General features: G+C 56.5%; 17 protein-coding genes. 8 read left to right on the top strand and 9 right to left on the bottom strand.

The features are described from left to right. The first annotated feature begins 122 nt into the window (after positions 1 to 122). Together AC3ZVB_RS17545 and AC3ZVB_RS17540 are read left to right on the top strand one after the other, a co-directional pair. Entirely contained in the window at positions 123 to 428 is a 306-nt protein-coding gene (locus tag AC3ZVB_RS17545) for a hypothetical protein (RefSeq protein ID WP_194690800.1), read from the top strand. A gap of 195 nt (positions 429 to 623) precedes the next feature. Beyond that, positions 624 to 1,280 carry a dual specificity protein phosphatase family protein gene (locus AC3ZVB_RS17540; protein WP_490147275.1) on the top strand — a complete coding sequence of 219 codons (657 nt, stop codon included), beginning with the start codon at positions 624 to 626 and terminating at the stop codon, positions 1,278 to 1,280. Here the strand turns inward: AC3ZVB_RS17540 and AC3ZVB_RS17535 are convergent. The 3 genes from AC3ZVB_RS17535 to prlC all read right to left on the bottom strand — a co-directional run bounded on the left by AC3ZVB_RS17535 (position 1,249) and on the right by prlC (position 5,795). Next, the gene (locus tag AC3ZVB_RS17535; RefSeq protein ID WP_490147274.1) at positions 1,249 to 3,318 is read right to left on the bottom strand and encodes a M3 family metallopeptidase; all 2,070 of its coding nucleotides are present in this window, start codon (positions 3,316 to 3,318) and stop codon (positions 1,249 to 1,251) included. The genes AC3ZVB_RS17540 and AC3ZVB_RS17535 overlap by 32 nt on opposite strands. Before the next feature lie 120 nt (positions 3,319 to 3,438). After that, the gene (locus tag AC3ZVB_RS17530) at positions 3,439 to 3,720 is read right to left on the bottom strand and encodes a YheV family putative zinc ribbon protein (RefSeq protein WP_162438915.1); all 282 of its coding nucleotides are present in this window, start codon (positions 3,718 to 3,720) and stop codon (positions 3,439 to 3,441) included. Next, complete coding sequence (gene prlC, locus AC3ZVB_RS17525; protein ID WP_490147273.1) at positions 3,717 to 5,795, bottom strand: oligopeptidase A; 2,079 nt, start codon at positions 5,793 to 5,795, stop codon at positions 3,717 to 3,719. Before prlC ends, AC3ZVB_RS17530 begins: the two co-directional genes overlap by 4 nt. 62 nt (positions 5,796 to 5,857) lie before the next feature. Between prlC and AC3ZVB_RS17520 the strand changes: the two genes are divergently transcribed. Further along, positions 5,858 to 6,403, top strand: coding sequence for a gamma carbonic anhydrase family protein (locus AC3ZVB_RS17520; protein ID WP_490147272.1), 546 nt, complete (start codon positions 5,858 to 5,860; stop codon positions 6,401 to 6,403). Between the two features lie 43 nt (positions 6,404 to 6,446). Beyond that, positions 6,447 to 7,097 carry an HAD family hydrolase gene (locus tag AC3ZVB_RS17515; RefSeq protein WP_490147271.1) on the top strand — a complete coding sequence of 217 codons (651 nt, stop codon included), beginning with the start codon at positions 6,447 to 6,449 and terminating at the stop codon, positions 7,095 to 7,097. Between the two features lie 116 nt (positions 7,098 to 7,213). Here AC3ZVB_RS17515 and AC3ZVB_RS17510 read toward each other — a convergent pair whose 3' ends face one another. Then, entirely contained in the window at positions 7,214 to 8,290 is a 1,077-nt protein-coding gene (locus AC3ZVB_RS17510; protein WP_490147270.1) for an aminopeptidase, read from the bottom strand. 60 nt (positions 8,291 to 8,350) lie between these two features. On the opposite strand from AC3ZVB_RS17510, the gene AC3ZVB_RS17505 reads away from it, so the two are divergent. Together AC3ZVB_RS17505 and AC3ZVB_RS17500 are read left to right on the top strand one after the other, a co-directional pair. Next, on the top strand, positions 8,351 to 8,773 hold the full coding sequence (locus AC3ZVB_RS17505; protein WP_162438920.1) for a PA0061/PA0062 family lipoprotein: 423 nt from the start codon (positions 8,351 to 8,353) through the stop codon (positions 8,771 to 8,773). 40 nt (positions 8,774 to 8,813) lie between these two features. Next, positions 8,814 to 9,233 (top strand): PA0061/PA0062 family lipoprotein, encoded by a 420-nt coding sequence (locus AC3ZVB_RS17500; protein ID WP_490147269.1) that lies wholly within the window; start codon positions 8,814 to 8,816, stop codon positions 9,231 to 9,233. A gap of 6 nt (positions 9,234 to 9,239) precedes the next feature. Here the strand turns inward: AC3ZVB_RS17500 and AC3ZVB_RS17495 are convergent, their stop codons facing one another. Together AC3ZVB_RS17495 and AC3ZVB_RS17490 are read right to left on the bottom strand one after the other, a co-directional pair. Beyond that, positions 9,240 to 9,479: a DUF1161 domain-containing protein gene (locus tag AC3ZVB_RS17495; RefSeq protein WP_490147268.1), complete on the bottom strand. Its 240-nt coding sequence runs from the start codon at positions 9,477 to 9,479 to the stop codon at positions 9,240 to 9,242. 187 nt (positions 9,480 to 9,666) lie between these two features. Beyond that, positions 9,667 to 10,098: an OsmC family protein gene (locus tag AC3ZVB_RS17490; RefSeq protein WP_064675278.1), complete on the bottom strand. Its 432-nt coding sequence runs from the start codon at positions 10,096 to 10,098 to the stop codon at positions 9,667 to 9,669. Positions 10,099 to 10,340: 242 nt separating this feature from the next. Between AC3ZVB_RS17490 and AC3ZVB_RS17485 the strand changes: the two genes are divergently transcribed. Beyond that, complete coding sequence (locus tag AC3ZVB_RS17485) at positions 10,341 to 11,342, top strand: LLM class flavin-dependent oxidoreductase (protein ID WP_162438923.1); 1,002 nt, start codon at positions 10,341 to 10,343, stop codon at positions 11,340 to 11,342. Between the two features lie 63 nt (positions 11,343 to 11,405). On the opposite strand, the gene AC3ZVB_RS17480 is transcribed toward AC3ZVB_RS17485, so the two are convergent. Further along, the gene (locus AC3ZVB_RS17480; RefSeq protein ID WP_162438924.1) at positions 11,406 to 11,627 is read right to left on the bottom strand and encodes a DUF1161 domain-containing protein; all 222 of its coding nucleotides are present in this window, start codon (positions 11,625 to 11,627) and stop codon (positions 11,406 to 11,408) included. 121 nt (positions 11,628 to 11,748) lie between these two features. Continuing rightward, positions 11,749 to 11,964: a dodecin gene (locus AC3ZVB_RS17475; RefSeq protein ID WP_162438925.1), complete on the bottom strand. Its 216-nt coding sequence runs from the start codon at positions 11,962 to 11,964 to the stop codon at positions 11,749 to 11,751. 157 nt (positions 11,965 to 12,121) lie between these two features. Here AC3ZVB_RS17475 and AC3ZVB_RS17470 point away from each other — a divergent pair, with 157 nt between their 5' ends. Further along, complete coding sequence (locus AC3ZVB_RS17470; RefSeq protein ID WP_162438926.1) at positions 12,122 to 12,448, top strand: ElaB/YgaM/YqjD family protein; 327 nt, start codon at positions 12,122 to 12,124, stop codon at positions 12,446 to 12,448. Here the strand turns inward: AC3ZVB_RS17470 and AC3ZVB_RS17465 are convergent. After that, positions 12,445 to 13,338, bottom strand: coding sequence for a LysR family transcriptional regulator (locus tag AC3ZVB_RS17465; RefSeq protein ID WP_490147267.1), 894 nt, complete (start codon positions 13,336 to 13,338; stop codon positions 12,445 to 12,447). The two genes, AC3ZVB_RS17470 and AC3ZVB_RS17465, sit on opposite strands and share 4 nt — an antisense overlap. Between the last annotated feature and the right edge of the window lie 55 nt (positions 13,339 to 13,393).

Raw genomic sequence — 13,393 nt, 5'->3', positions numbered from 1 at the left:
TTCGGCGATTTCGGGCGGGTCATCATGAGAAACATATGCCGGCTGGCACGTTCATCCGCGCTGTCAGTATTCTTTACGGCGCATGAGTTCTTCGTTATTTCACTATTAAAAGGATTTAATAAATGTCTTTTTACAATCAGCGTGGCGTCTTTCTTCAGCTGTTAAGTTCTGCTCCCTCCAGCCCGAAAGAAGTTCGGGTTTCCATGCAATTTGCTTTAAAAGATGAAGGCTATGATCCGGTCAATCGAGTGCCCACTTACTCTCTGCTGGATTCGACAAGGCGTGAAGCCGTATCGAATGACGGCGGGGTGACCTTCACCATGCGCGATGCTCAGGTCGATATAGACGGCGATGGTCAAATTGATGCGCAGGACAAAGCGGTTTTGGTGCTGTTGGCGAAAGCGTATTCGAAAATTGTTAATCCTTGATTGCTATTGAGCCATTGCTTTCAGCCGCTATTGAGTTGAAGCGTTTTGTTAATAAATCACTATTAAGCGGCACCTGAGTTCAGGTGCCGTTTTTTTATATTCACGATTCTTTGACAACGGTCTCACAGGCCTTTGACCGCTCGGGGTTGAAACTGCACGTCATCCATTCACTCTCCTCCAGACGGTTGTTCAAGCATGCCTCTCCTGCGCCTTTCATTTGCGACGTTGCTGCTGTCGCTGGCCGCATTCTTCAACCTTTCGTTCGCTCATGCTGAAGACACTGCACTGCCTCGTCCGGCGGAATGGGCTCAATCGGTTGAGGGTCAATATAACCTCTACCAAATGTCACCGACGCTGTACCGTAGTGCACTGCCTGATCAAGGCACGGTGCCTTTGCTCAAAAAGCTCAATGTCGCGACCGTGATCAACTTCCTGCCGGAATCGGATTCGAGTTGGCTGTCGTCGCCGGACATCGCGCAGGTGCAACTGCCTTATCGGACTAATCATGTGGATGACGCGGATGTGTTGAAGGCACTTCGTGCCATTCAAACCGCGCAAGCCAACGGGTCGGTGTTGATGCATTGCAAGCACGGGTCGGACCGCACCGGTTTGATGGCGGCGATGTATCGGGTCGTTGTGCAGGGCTGGAGTAAAGAAGACGCCCTGAGTGAAATGACCCAGGGCGGATTTGGTGACAGCACCCATTTCAAGGAGAGTGTGCGATACATGATGCGGGCTGATGTCGACAAGCTGCGCACGGCGCTGACCAATGGCGATTGCAGCACCAGCCCCTTCGCAGCTTGCTCGATGAAGAGCTGGTTCAAGTCCGCAAATGTGGAGAGCGGGCACTGATGCTCGCTGGATCTAACGTTGCCGGGAATAGATCGGCGGCAACCGGGCGTCCGAGAAAGGTTTCCAGAACGTCCAGCAGCGAATTCGAATCGCCCGCTGCGAACACCGTCTCACGAAAATTCTTGCCTGTCTGGGCGTTGAACACCCAATCTTTTTCGAACCGTTCAAACGTTTCGGTGGCAAGTACGCCCGACCATTTATAGGCGTAAACCGAAACCTCATACCCGGTTACCAGATAATCGAAGCTATTAGGGAGGCGGCTCCATTGCGGAAGATTCAGGTGGGGGAAGTCTCGCAGTACATCGTCAAAAACCTGCTGAACATCACGTGCTTCGCCCTGCCCAAGATGCAGCTCCAGATCGAACATTGCGCTCATCAGCAGTTGCGCGGTCGCCCCGCTGTCATAGGCCCTGAGCGAAGCGATGGCGTTATCGACCTGCGTCTTGGACAAGCGTTCGCCGGTTTGATAGTGAGCCGCCAGCCACAACAGGAACTCCCGAGACATTCCGAAGAGTTCAAACACCTGCCCGGCAAACTCCGCCGTGTCTCGGCCCAACTGTGAAATACCCGACAACGTGTAATGGGGTGAGCGAGTCAATACATGTTGCAAACAGTGACCCAATTCATGGAGCAGTACACGCAAGTCTTTATGAGTGAGCAAGTACGGTTGACCCGCGGCGCCTCGTGAAAAATTGGCATGAAGCACGGCAATTGGTAGTGGCACGCGCCCTTCGGCGTTTCTACGACGGTTACGAAGTGTGGACGTCCCGGCGAAGTCTGGTGCTTCCTTGCGCTGGTAGGGGTCGACGTAGATGTGACCGATGACTCGGCCGTCTTCACTGATCTCAAACAGCTGAACACTGTCGTCCCATCGCTCGAACGTCGTAAGTTCATTTATCCGAATGCCGAACATACGTTCGCAAAACACACAGAGTTTGCGCAGTGTTGCATCCAAAGGAAAAAACTTGCGCAGCCCTTTTAGCGCAAAGCCTTTGTGGGTTTCGCGCAGCTTTGCGACAAGAAACTCATGATCCCAGGGCTTCACGCTTGAGAAACCTTGGGTAAGTGAGAAGTCCTTGATGGCTTGAGTCTCCTGCTCGAAAGCGGGTGTCGCCAGCGCAATTTGCTGACGCAGGAACTGTTTGACCTGCTCAGGCGACTCAACCATCCGGTTGATCAATTTCAACTGTGCGTAGTTTTCGAATCCGAGCAGTCGCGCTTTGCGTTGGCGCATGGCCACCAGCATTTGCAGCAATGGTGCATTGTCGAATTGGTCTGCGTGGGGGCCTTGATCGGAGGCGCGTGTGGTGTACGCGCAATAGTATTCCTCGCGCAGTGCCCGATCTTCGGCGTAGGTCATGACCTGAGCGTAAGTGGCCTCGTCCAGCAGCAACCGCCAGCCATCGTGGCCCGCCTGTTGGGCGTTGAGTGCCAGGCGATCCAGGACATCTTGCGAAATCCCGGCGAGTTGTTTGACGTCTTCGATGCGTTTGCTCCAACTCGTGCTGGCCCATTTCAATTGACTCAGAAACAAGCCCTCGAGGGCGCCTATATCGAGTTCCAGTTTGGCCAGTTCTTGTTGTTGCGAACCGGTCAACGCGATGCCCTCAGGGCGAAAGGTGCGAAGAATTCTGTTCAAGACGGTTTTTCGATATGAGTCGAATAGTTTGGCCGCCGGGCTTTGCGCCAGCGTCTGATAGGCACGAAACAATGCGGCATTACTCATTTTTTCGATTTTGTACTGCGCGCTGATGTCCTCACAGACGGCCGCTGCCTGGCGCCAGGCGTTGTCAGGACGTGTCACCGTGTCGAGTGTCTGTATGACACCCATGGCTTCATCCAGACGCGCATCGGTTTCGTCGACGGCGAGTACCAGGTCGTCCCAGTTCGGGTAGGTGGATTGCGAATCGATGAGGGTCGAGATCGCCAGCCGATTGTCGGCGACGATTTTTTCGATGGCGGGGACCAGGTGCTCGACCCGGACGCTCTGCCATGGAGGCAGGTCCCAGTGTTGTAAAAGCGGATTGGTGTTGGGCATGAAGTCTTCCTTGATTAGCGACTGTTCAAGCAGCTTAAAAAGGAAGCGCGCGGAGCAGGGATTAGATAGTTACCACCTCCCTCGCCGATCAGACGTGGGGGAGGTGGTGGCGTTTCAGTGTTATTCGTCAGTCTTTTTTTTCAGCTTCGGGTTCGGGAAAAACTGCACCGCCTGAACCTTGGCGTCCGGCGCTTTCAATGCAGAGGTATTCACCCGCGTACCCAATTCCTTGGGTACAGACAGGCCTTGTTCATTCAGCGTGTCGGCGTAGCCACAGGCCACGCACTCACGATGCGGAACATCGTCTTCGCTCCACATCATCAGCTTGTCCGGCTCGCTGCAGGCCGGGCAAACCGCCCCGGCGATAAAGCGTCTTTTGGTGATCACAGGACCCTCACTCATGCTGCGGCGTCCTCACTCAGGCCGCTGTGGCGCAAGAGTGCGTCAATCGATGGCGCACGGCCACGGAAGTCGACGAACAGTACCATCGGTTCCTGAGAACCACCCCGCGCCAGGATCGCTTCACGGAACGCGCGACCGGTTGCTTCATTGAGCACGCCGTCTTCTTCGAATTTCGAAAAGGCATCGGCTGACAACACTTCCGCCCACTTGTAGCTGTAATAACCTGCTGCGTAACCGCCGGCAAAGATGTGCGCAAAGCTGTTGGGGAAACGGTTGTAGGCCGGAGGGCGCATGACCGACACCTCATCGCGTACGCCCTCGAGCACCTGCAGCACGCTGCGGCCGTCACCGTGGGTGGCGTGCAGTTCGAAGTCGAACAGCGAGAACTCCAGTTGGCGAACCATCATCAGGCCGGACTGGAAGTTTTTGGCAGCGAGCATTTTTTCCAGGAGGTCCTGAGGCAGCGGTTCTCCAGTTTCGTAGTGACCGGAGATCAGCGCCAGACCTTCAGGCTCCCAGCACCAGTTTTCCATGAACTGGCTTGGCAGCTCGACCGCGTCCCACGCGACGCCGTTGATGCCGGATACGCCAGCGTGTTCGACGCGGGTGAGCAGGTGATGCAAGCCGTGGCCGAATTCATGGAACAGTGTGGTCACTTCATCATGGGTCAGCAGGGCAGGTTTGCCACTGTCCGCCGGGGTGAAGTTGCACACCAGATTGGCCACCGGGCTTTGCAACACGCCTTCAGCCGTACGACGGCGGTCGCGAGCGCCATCCATCCAGGCGCCGCCACGCTTGTTGGCGCGAGCGTAAAGGTCGAAGAAGAAGCGGCCGACGTGCTGGCCGTTTTCCTTGATTTCGAACAGGCGGACATCCGGGTGCCAGGTGTCGAAACCTTTCTGCTCGGCGATCTCGATGCCGTACAGGCGCTGGACGATGGCGAACAAGCCACCGAGCACTTTGTCGATCGGGAAGTAAGCACGCAATGCTTCCTGAGCAACGCTGTACCGTTGTTCACGCAGTTTTTCACCGAAGAACCCGCTGTCCCAGCTTTGCAGGTCCGGGCAGCCTTGCTCGGCGGCGTACGCTTTGAGCTGCTCCAGATCCTGAGTGGCGAAGGGTTTGCTGCGCTTGGCCAGGTCGCGCAGGAAGCTGATGACCTGATCGCTGGACTCGGCCATTTTGGTGGCCAGGCTCAGCTCCGAGAAGCTGTCGAATCCCAGAAGCTTTGCCAACTCCTGACGCAGGTCGAGAATTTCTTCCATGACCGGGCCGTTGTCGTTCTGGCCGGCATTTGGGCCTTGGTCCGACGCACGGGTGCAGTAGGCGGCGTAGACTTCCTCGCGCAAAGCTCGGTCGTGCGCATAGGTCATCACGGCGAAGTAGCTTGGGAATTCCAGAGTGATCAACCAGCCGTCCAGTTCTTTGGCGTGAGCGGCGGCTGCCATTTGCGCCTTAGCTGAATCGGTCAGGCCGGCGAGGGTGGCTTCGTCAGTGACGTGTTTGGTCCAGGCTTGAGTCGCGTCGAGCAGTTGGTTGGAGAAGCGGCTGCCCAGCTCCGACAATTTGCTTTGCACGTCGGCGTAGCGCTTTTGCTCGGCCTCAGGCAAATCTATACCCGACAGACGGAAGTCACGCAGCGAGTGTTCAAGAATGGTTTTTTGCGCAACGTCGAAGCCGGCCGCTTCCGGGCTGTTGGCCAACGCTTCGAAGGCCTGGAACAACTCGCGATTCTGGCCCATTTCCGTAGAGTAGGCGCTCAAGGCAGGCAGGCAGGACTCATAGGCTTCGCGCAGTTCGGCACTGTTGCACACCGCATTCAGGTGGCTGACCGGGCTCCAGGCTGCGCCCAGGCGATCATTCAACTCGTCCATCGCCAGCACCAGGCCAGCCCAGGTCGGTTGTTTGCCTTGGGTTTTGAGTATCTCGATAATGGCGGCACGGTTGTCAGCCAGGATCTGTTCAATGGCCGGTTGCACGTGTTCGGCACGGATCGCGGAGAACGGCGGCAGGTCGTAGGACTGCAAAAGAGGGTTGTTCACGCTCACGGTTGACACCTTGGCTGGAAGAAACATGCCCCCATCTTAATTACAATCGACGCCGACCGCAGCTATCAGCAAAAGAGAGAGAGCCTATCGTGACCCTTCGCAAGTATCAGAATCACATGCCAGTGCTGGGTAACGGCGCTTTTGTCGACAGCTCGGCAGTGGTCATTGGCGACGTTGAAATCCGCGAAGACAGCTCTGTTTGGCCGTTGACGGTGATTCGCGGTGATATGCACCGCATCCGTATCGGCCAGCGCACCAGCGTTCAGGATGGCTGTGTCCTGCACATCACCCATGCTGGCCCGTTCAACCCGGACGGTTTTCCACTGCTGATTGGCGACGATGTGACCATCGCGCACAAAGTCATGCTGCACGGCTGCAGTGTGGGCAGCCGGGTTTTGATTGGAATGGGCAGCATTGTCATGGACGGTGCGGTGGTTGAGGACGACGTCATCATCGGAGCCGGCAGCCTGGTGCCACCGGGCAAACGGCTGGCCAGTGGCTTTCTTTATGTGGGCAGCCCGGTGAAACAGGTTCGCCCGCTGACTGACAAAGAACGCGCCTTTTTCACCTACAGTGCGGCGAATTACGTGAAGCTCAAGGATTTGCACCTGGCGGAAGGCTACGACCAGCTCTGAAACACCCTTTCACAAAGCCTTTCGCAATTGCCCAGGATTTTTCATGCATTACCAAACCGTTCTGTTCGACCTCGATGGCACCCTGACCGACCCGCGGGAAGGTATTACCCGCTCGATCCAGTTCGCCCTGAGCAAGCTGGGCATCGATGAGCCTGACCTGACCAAACTCGAACATTTCATCGGTCCACCGCTGTTGCAGGCGTTCATGCAGTTTTATGCGTTCGACGAGCCTAAAGCCTGGGAAGCGGTAAATTTCTATCGCGAACGTTTCAAGGTCACCGGCCTCTATGAGAACCGCGTGTTCGATGGCGTCACGCCGTTGTTGGAAACCCTCGGTGGGCAAGGACGACAGCTGTACATCGCGACCTCGAAGCCTTGGGTTTTTGCCCGGGAAATCGCCCGGCACTTTGATTTCGCCAAACACTTCAAGGTGATCTACGGCAGCGAACTGGACGGCACCCGGACCAACAAGGTCGAGCTGATTGCTCACCTGATGGCCGAAGAGGGTCTGAATCCGGCCACCACGCTGATGATCGGAGACCGCAAGCACGACCTGATCGGCGCACGCAGTAATGGCCTCGATGCCGCGGCGGTGGGGTACGGTTTTGGGAGCCGGGAAGAGTTGAGCGCCGAAGCGCCGGCTTATCACTTCGAAACGCTGGATGAGTTGCATCAGGCGTTTTTGCGGGGCTGATCAGTACGCCATCGCGGGCAACGCCTTGCTCCCACAGGTTTCGACGCAATACAAATTGATCCGCCGCCTGTGTGAGCAAGGCTTGCCGCGATGCCGTTTGTTCTGGCAATACACTTTTATGATTCTGCCAACGCCTTCAGCGCCGCTTTGCGTTCGTCAGCCGGCAGCGCGCCAAGCTTTTCCACTGCCGCGTAGAACTTCGTCCAATCCCCGTTCATCTGTTTATACAGCGCCGCAAAAGCCGGGACCCATTGGTCATACAACCCGAATGGCAACAACCGGGCGTTGTTCATCGGCGCGTTGATCCAGGCGTCGTAGCGTTTGTCCCCGGCCCATTGGTCGTCACGCATTTTCCGGTAATCACTGCGCAACCGTTCGAATTCGGCCGCTTTGCGCTGTCGCATCTGGTCTGCAGAGAGCGGCAGGGCGTATAGCTGCTCAAGCCGCGTGCGGGTATTCAGAACCAGTTGAATGAACTGATCCCGCCGTTGAATCGCTGCCGTGTTGTCCGGCGCCAAGCCTCGAGTTGCACGCCATTGACGGGTGCCTTCCTGTTCCACGAAGGTGGCGAAAGACTCGTTGAACTCGGTGTCGTCCTTCACATAAAAGCGTTGATGCGCGAGCTCGTGGAAGATCAGTGTTGCCAGGCGCTCGTCGCCCCAGTTCATCATCGAACTGATTATCGGATCGTTGAACCAGCCAAGCGTCGAATAAGCCTCGACGCCGCCGATCGACACGTCCATACCTTGCAGGCGTTGTAACGCGGCCTCGCCACGCGCAGCGCCCTGACGGTAATAACCGCGATAGGCCACGCAGCCGGCGATGGGGAAACAATGGTTTTGCGGCGACAGGGAGAATTCGGGGGTGGCGAAGACGTTCCAGACTACGAACGGCCGACCAATATCGGCGTACAGACGGTAGCTCTTGTTATCGGGAAGGTGCAGTTGCAGGCTGGCAAATGTTCGGGCGGCTTGCGATTGAACCAGGCGAGCACGCAAATTCGGGTCCCTTCGAGGATCGGAAATGACCTCTTGGACCGGCTCACGTGCCCGCAGCAGTTGGAGCTGACCACTGGCCAATTGGCTGTAGTAGCTGACGCTGGTGCAACCGCTGAGCAACAAAAGCAGCACGCCCGGAAACAAAACGCGCAAAACGCGATCAAGTAACCCAAGGCTCAAAGACGGCCTGATCAAAATAAAATCATCCCTGGAAAGTCTGCCCGCAAGACTATCCCGCCTCACTGGAGCTCCGCTATGCGCAAATTGATGCTGACGGGAGGCCTGTTGATGCTGACAGGCTGTGCTGGTTTCGGAATACCTCAACAAGATCCTTCGCAAGCCTGGATCGACCTCGACCCACAGCAAGAAGACACCGCGCTCCAAGCGCTGGAAGTCGATGACAAGGCATCTTCTGACAAGCGTTATTTCGAGGTGCAGCCGGGCAGTCACGAGTTGACGGTGCGTTACCAATTCCCGGTTCAACCCACCAACATCGGCCCGGACGCGGAACCTTTATGGCGTGACTGTCAGATGAACGTGAAATTCAACGACTTCAACGCCGGTGAGAAATATCAGCTGCAAGCAGGGAATATCGGCTTCCGACCATGGGCGAAGCTCTATGATCAACAGCGAAAAGTGATTGGTCAGGGTAAACCCGCGGGCTGTCAGCGCACCTGATCGGCGCTATGCTGAATGTCTAATTCTTGGGACATTCATCATGCGCAGGATGATTCTGTTGCTTGCTGCAAGCCTGGTTGCCGGCTGCCAGAGCCCCATGCCGGCCGTCAATCCGCAGATGGCCTGGGTCGACTTCGCAACCCCCAGCCCTGGTGGCAAATTGCTCATGGCCGAACGCCTGGACAACCAGCGACTGCGGGACGGGCGTTACTTTCAGGTCGCTCCCGGCAGCCACGAGCTGTTAGTGCGTTTCGATTTCGAAGTGTTTGGCGGGGGCGGAAGCTTGATGACCGGACCGGTCGAGCGGTTGTGCTATCTGACCATCAACTACGACCATTTCGAGGCGGGCCAGCGCTATTTGCTCGAAGCCCGAAATCTGGCCTTCACCCCCAGCGCGAGGCTCTACAACGCCAAGCGTGAGATCGTTGCTGAAGACCGGCAAGTCAACTGCGTGATGTAAGCAGGATCAATTGCTGTTTTTCTGATAAATGATCGCTTTGGTACCGTTGTCGCAAGTACCCACAACCATGGCTACATCATGCTTGTCAGCTTCTTCTTTCGACACGATTTCCAGGGTGTAGGAGGGCACGGCATTCGCCTGGATCTTGACCTCAATCTCTTTCTTGAGTTCTTCGCAGTCCTTTGGGGCCGCCAAGGCCGAAGTGGCCAGTGCACCGCAGATAATCGCCAAAGCAAAACGTTTCATGGTTGAAGCTCCTTTTCAGGCAACGCGCACGTCATGCGCTAAAGCTGCTGTCATTTATTCGACCACATTTTTACAAGCCGAGTTTTGTTTCAAGGCAAAAAATATCGCCGCCAGCGGAAGCTTCTACATGAAACAGTGTTTCGTGCGGGAGCCAACGCTGGCGGCGATCTTTTTGCGACAACTCGACTTAGCTGACCAGCGTGGCGTCCAGGCTGATCTTCGCATTCAACACCTTGGAAACCGGGCAGCCTTCTTTGGCCTTGTTACTCAGCTCCTCGAACTGCGCCTGGGTCGCACCAGGGATTTTCGCTTTGAGGATCAATTTCACCGCTGTAATCGCGAAACCGCCTTCAACCTGATCCAGCGTGACTTCGGCATTGGTATCGATGCTGTCAGCCTTCAGGCCCGCATCGCCGAGAATCATCGAAAATGCCATGGAGAAACAGCCCGCATGAGCGGCGCCGATCAGTTCTTCCGGATTCGTCCCTTTACCGCCTTCGAAACGCGCTTTGAAGCCATAAGGCGCTTCTCTGAGCACACCGGTCTCGGTGGAAATCGAGCCGATGCCGGTTTTCAGGTCACCTTCCCAATGCGCCGATGCTTTCTTAGTGATAGCCATGTCTGCCTCCTCAAGATCCGGCGCGAAACGTCGCGCCTTCGTGGTTTTCGGTTGCTAGGGTTCTGAGGATAGACCGGGGTGAGAAGTTCACCCCATCTGATATCTCCTACTATTTTCGTAGGAAATTTCCTCGTGGCTATTGAAACTCGGGTATATGCCCTCATTGCATGAAACACGCTTATAGATTCGGCAGGTTTTCGTTCACGAGAACAAACCTGCACCCCATTTGGAGAAGCAGGTTTATGAAACGACTGTCCGACATCAAATTTTCGACCCTGGACCTGGTACCTGTTCGGGAAAATGGCAGTGCGGCACAGTCGCTGCGCAATTCTCTGGACCTGGCGCAACACGTCGAGAAGTTCGGCTACAACCGCTTCTGGGTGGCTGAACACCACAATATGGACGGTATCGCCAGCTCGGCGACTTCGGTATTGCTGGGCTATTTGGCCGGCGGCACGTCGACTATTCGCGTTGGCTCCGGCGGCGTGATGCTGCCTAACCACGCGCCGTTGGTGATTGCCGAGCAATTCGGGACGCTCGAAAGCCTGTATCCGGGTCGTATCGACCTGGGCTTGGGACGTGCGCCCGGTTCTGACCAGATGACTGCCCGCGCCCTGCGCCGTGAGCGTTCGGGCAGTGCGGATGAGTTCCCGGAAGATGTGGCGGAACTGATGCGCTACCTCGGCCCGCGTACGCCGGATCAACGGATCATCGCAATGCCTGGCACGGGCACCAACGTTCCCGTCTGGTTGTTGGGGTCGAGCCTGTTCAGTGCGCAATTGGCCGGTGAGCGTGGATTGCCTTACGCGTTCGCCTCGCATTTCGCACCGCGCTTCATGCATGAGGCGATTCGTGTCTACCGCAATCACTTCAAGCCTTCAGCTGTGCTGGATAAGCCGTACGTCATGCTGGGCGTGCCGTTGGTGGCCGCCGACACCGATGAGCAAGCCGATTATCTGGCAACGTCGGTTTATCAACGGATTCTTGCGTTGATGCGTGGCCAGAGCCTGGTGCAACGTCCGCCGGTCAAAACCATGGACGGCCTGTGGTTGCCTCATGAAAAAGAAGCGGTCGGCGACTTCCTTGGTCTGGCAATGGTGGGCAGCCCGCAGAAAATCCGCGCCAAGCTGGAAGTGCTCGTTGAGCAGACCCAGGCGGACGAGTTGATTTTCACCTGCGACCTGTATGAACACGCCGATCGTGTGCGCTCGTATGAGCTGCTGGCGCAGGTCATGAAAGGCTGAATCCTGGAAAGCGCTGATAAAAAAGCCGACGTCATTGCGTCGGCCTTTTTATTTGTGAGGGATTTATCGTTTGTAGACAATTTCCTTGCTGCCCTTTTCACAGGTGCCGACGATTTTTCCGTCAGCGGCAGCGCCTTTATCAACGATCTCAAGTGAATAACCGGAAACGCCCTTGGCATCGAGCTTCGCAGCGATTTCGGCTTTCAATTCCTCGCAAGACTTGCCATCAGCAAACGCCGCGCCGGCAAGGCTCAATAAACCCACCGCTAAAATAAACTTCTTCATCGGTCGCACTCCCTGGTCGGATCAATAGGGGCATCCAGCTTTCGCCGGATGCACTCATGTAGCGCTTTGCCATTCCCTATGGCATGCGGCCAGCGCGCAAGTTCAGAAGACTAGCTCAAACTCAGCTGCTGGCAATCCGGAAACCGACTTTGAGTGTTACCTGAAAATGCGCGGCCTTGCCGTCCTTGATGTGGCCGCGGGTTTCGGTCACTTCGAACCATTCCAGATGCTTGATGGACTTGCTGGCTTCGGCGAGCGCGTTGTTGATGGCGTCTTCAATACTGCTGGCGGACGAGCCAACCAGCTCGATTTTCTTGTAGGTGTGGTGGTCAGTCATAGCGTTCTCCTTGGGGTATGAAATACAGACTAGCAGTGATTTTTGCTCTTACTTCTGTCGACTAAACCGACAAGGAAGTTCAGATTTACTGCACTTTCTCGAACCGGTGCAGTCCCAACCAACACACGCCACTCATCACCAATGCAGGAGAGCCACCATGGCCAACACCTCTTTACGTAAAGCCTCATTGCAAAGCATGGAAGCCGAGATCGAGAGTCTGCTGAAGTCTTTGGAAAGCCTGAAGGACGACGCCTCGGACGAGTCGCGCAAAACCCTCAAAGTCTTGAAAAGCAACGCTGAAAACGCGCTGAAACATTCGCGTCACTTGCTCAGCGATGCCTATGAAGAAGTCAAAGTCAAAACCCGTGAAACCGGGATTGCTACGCGGGACTACGCCCAGGAACACCCTTGGACTACAGCCGGTGTTGCCGTGGGTGCACTGGGCCTGCTGGCCGCCTACCTGCTGTGCAAACGCGGTGACTAATCCGCTTGGCGCAGCTCATTCTTGAGCCACCGCGCCAATTGCCCTGCGCGCCCGTCCGCGGCGCGCTTGGGTAGCCACAACGCCAGTTGCGCCGAGGTTTCTTTGAAACCCCAAGGCGCAACCAGGCGACCGGCCTTCAAATCCTCTGCCACCAACGGTTCGGGCGCAATCGCCACCCCCAGTCCGGCAACCGCCGCCTCCAGCAAATAATACAAATGCTCGAAACCCTGCCCGTACTTCAATGACTTGGCATCGAGGTCACTTTGGTGTGCCCAGCTCGGCCACGCTTGCGGTCTGGAGGTGGTGTGCAGCAAAGGTTCGTTGAGCAGGGCGCTGGCGGGTGCGTGCTGCAACCTTTCATAACCGATGAAGCGTGGGCTGATCACCGGCCCGATTCGTTCGCTGGCCAGGGCGTAGACCTGCATGTCGGCGGGCCAGGGTGGTTCGGCAAATACCAGCAACGCATCCAGTCCCGGGCGACGTGGATCGAGATCACCTTCGCCTGCGGACAAGTGCAGACGCAGATCAGGCAGATCGGCATTCAGCCGTCCCAGCCGTGGAATGAACCAACGCGCCAGCAGGCTTCCCGAGCAACCCAGAACGAAAGGTGCATCTGCATGGCTTTGCGTCAGTTCCGCGCAGACGGTACGCAGGCGCTCGAAGGCCTCACCGCTGGCATCGCGTAGACGAACGCCGGCATCTGTGAGTTTCAGGCCGCGGCCTTCCTTGATGAACAGGCTGACGCCCAGATGTTCTTCGAGTACTTTGAGCTGGCGGCTTACTGCACCGTGAGTAACGTGCAGCTGTTCCGCAGCCTGGCTGACGCTGTTCAAGCGGGCAGTGGCCTCAAAGGCGCGAAGTGCGTTCAGCGGGGGGAGGTCATGGCTCATTTTATCTGTGAGTTTTCCTGACAGGTTGTGGCGATCTTATCGGTTTTCAGCATAG

The organism is Pseudomonas sp. MDV22-iso1 (genome assembly GCF_058145095.1).
This window is presented reverse-complemented; position numbering and strand designations above follow the sequence as displayed.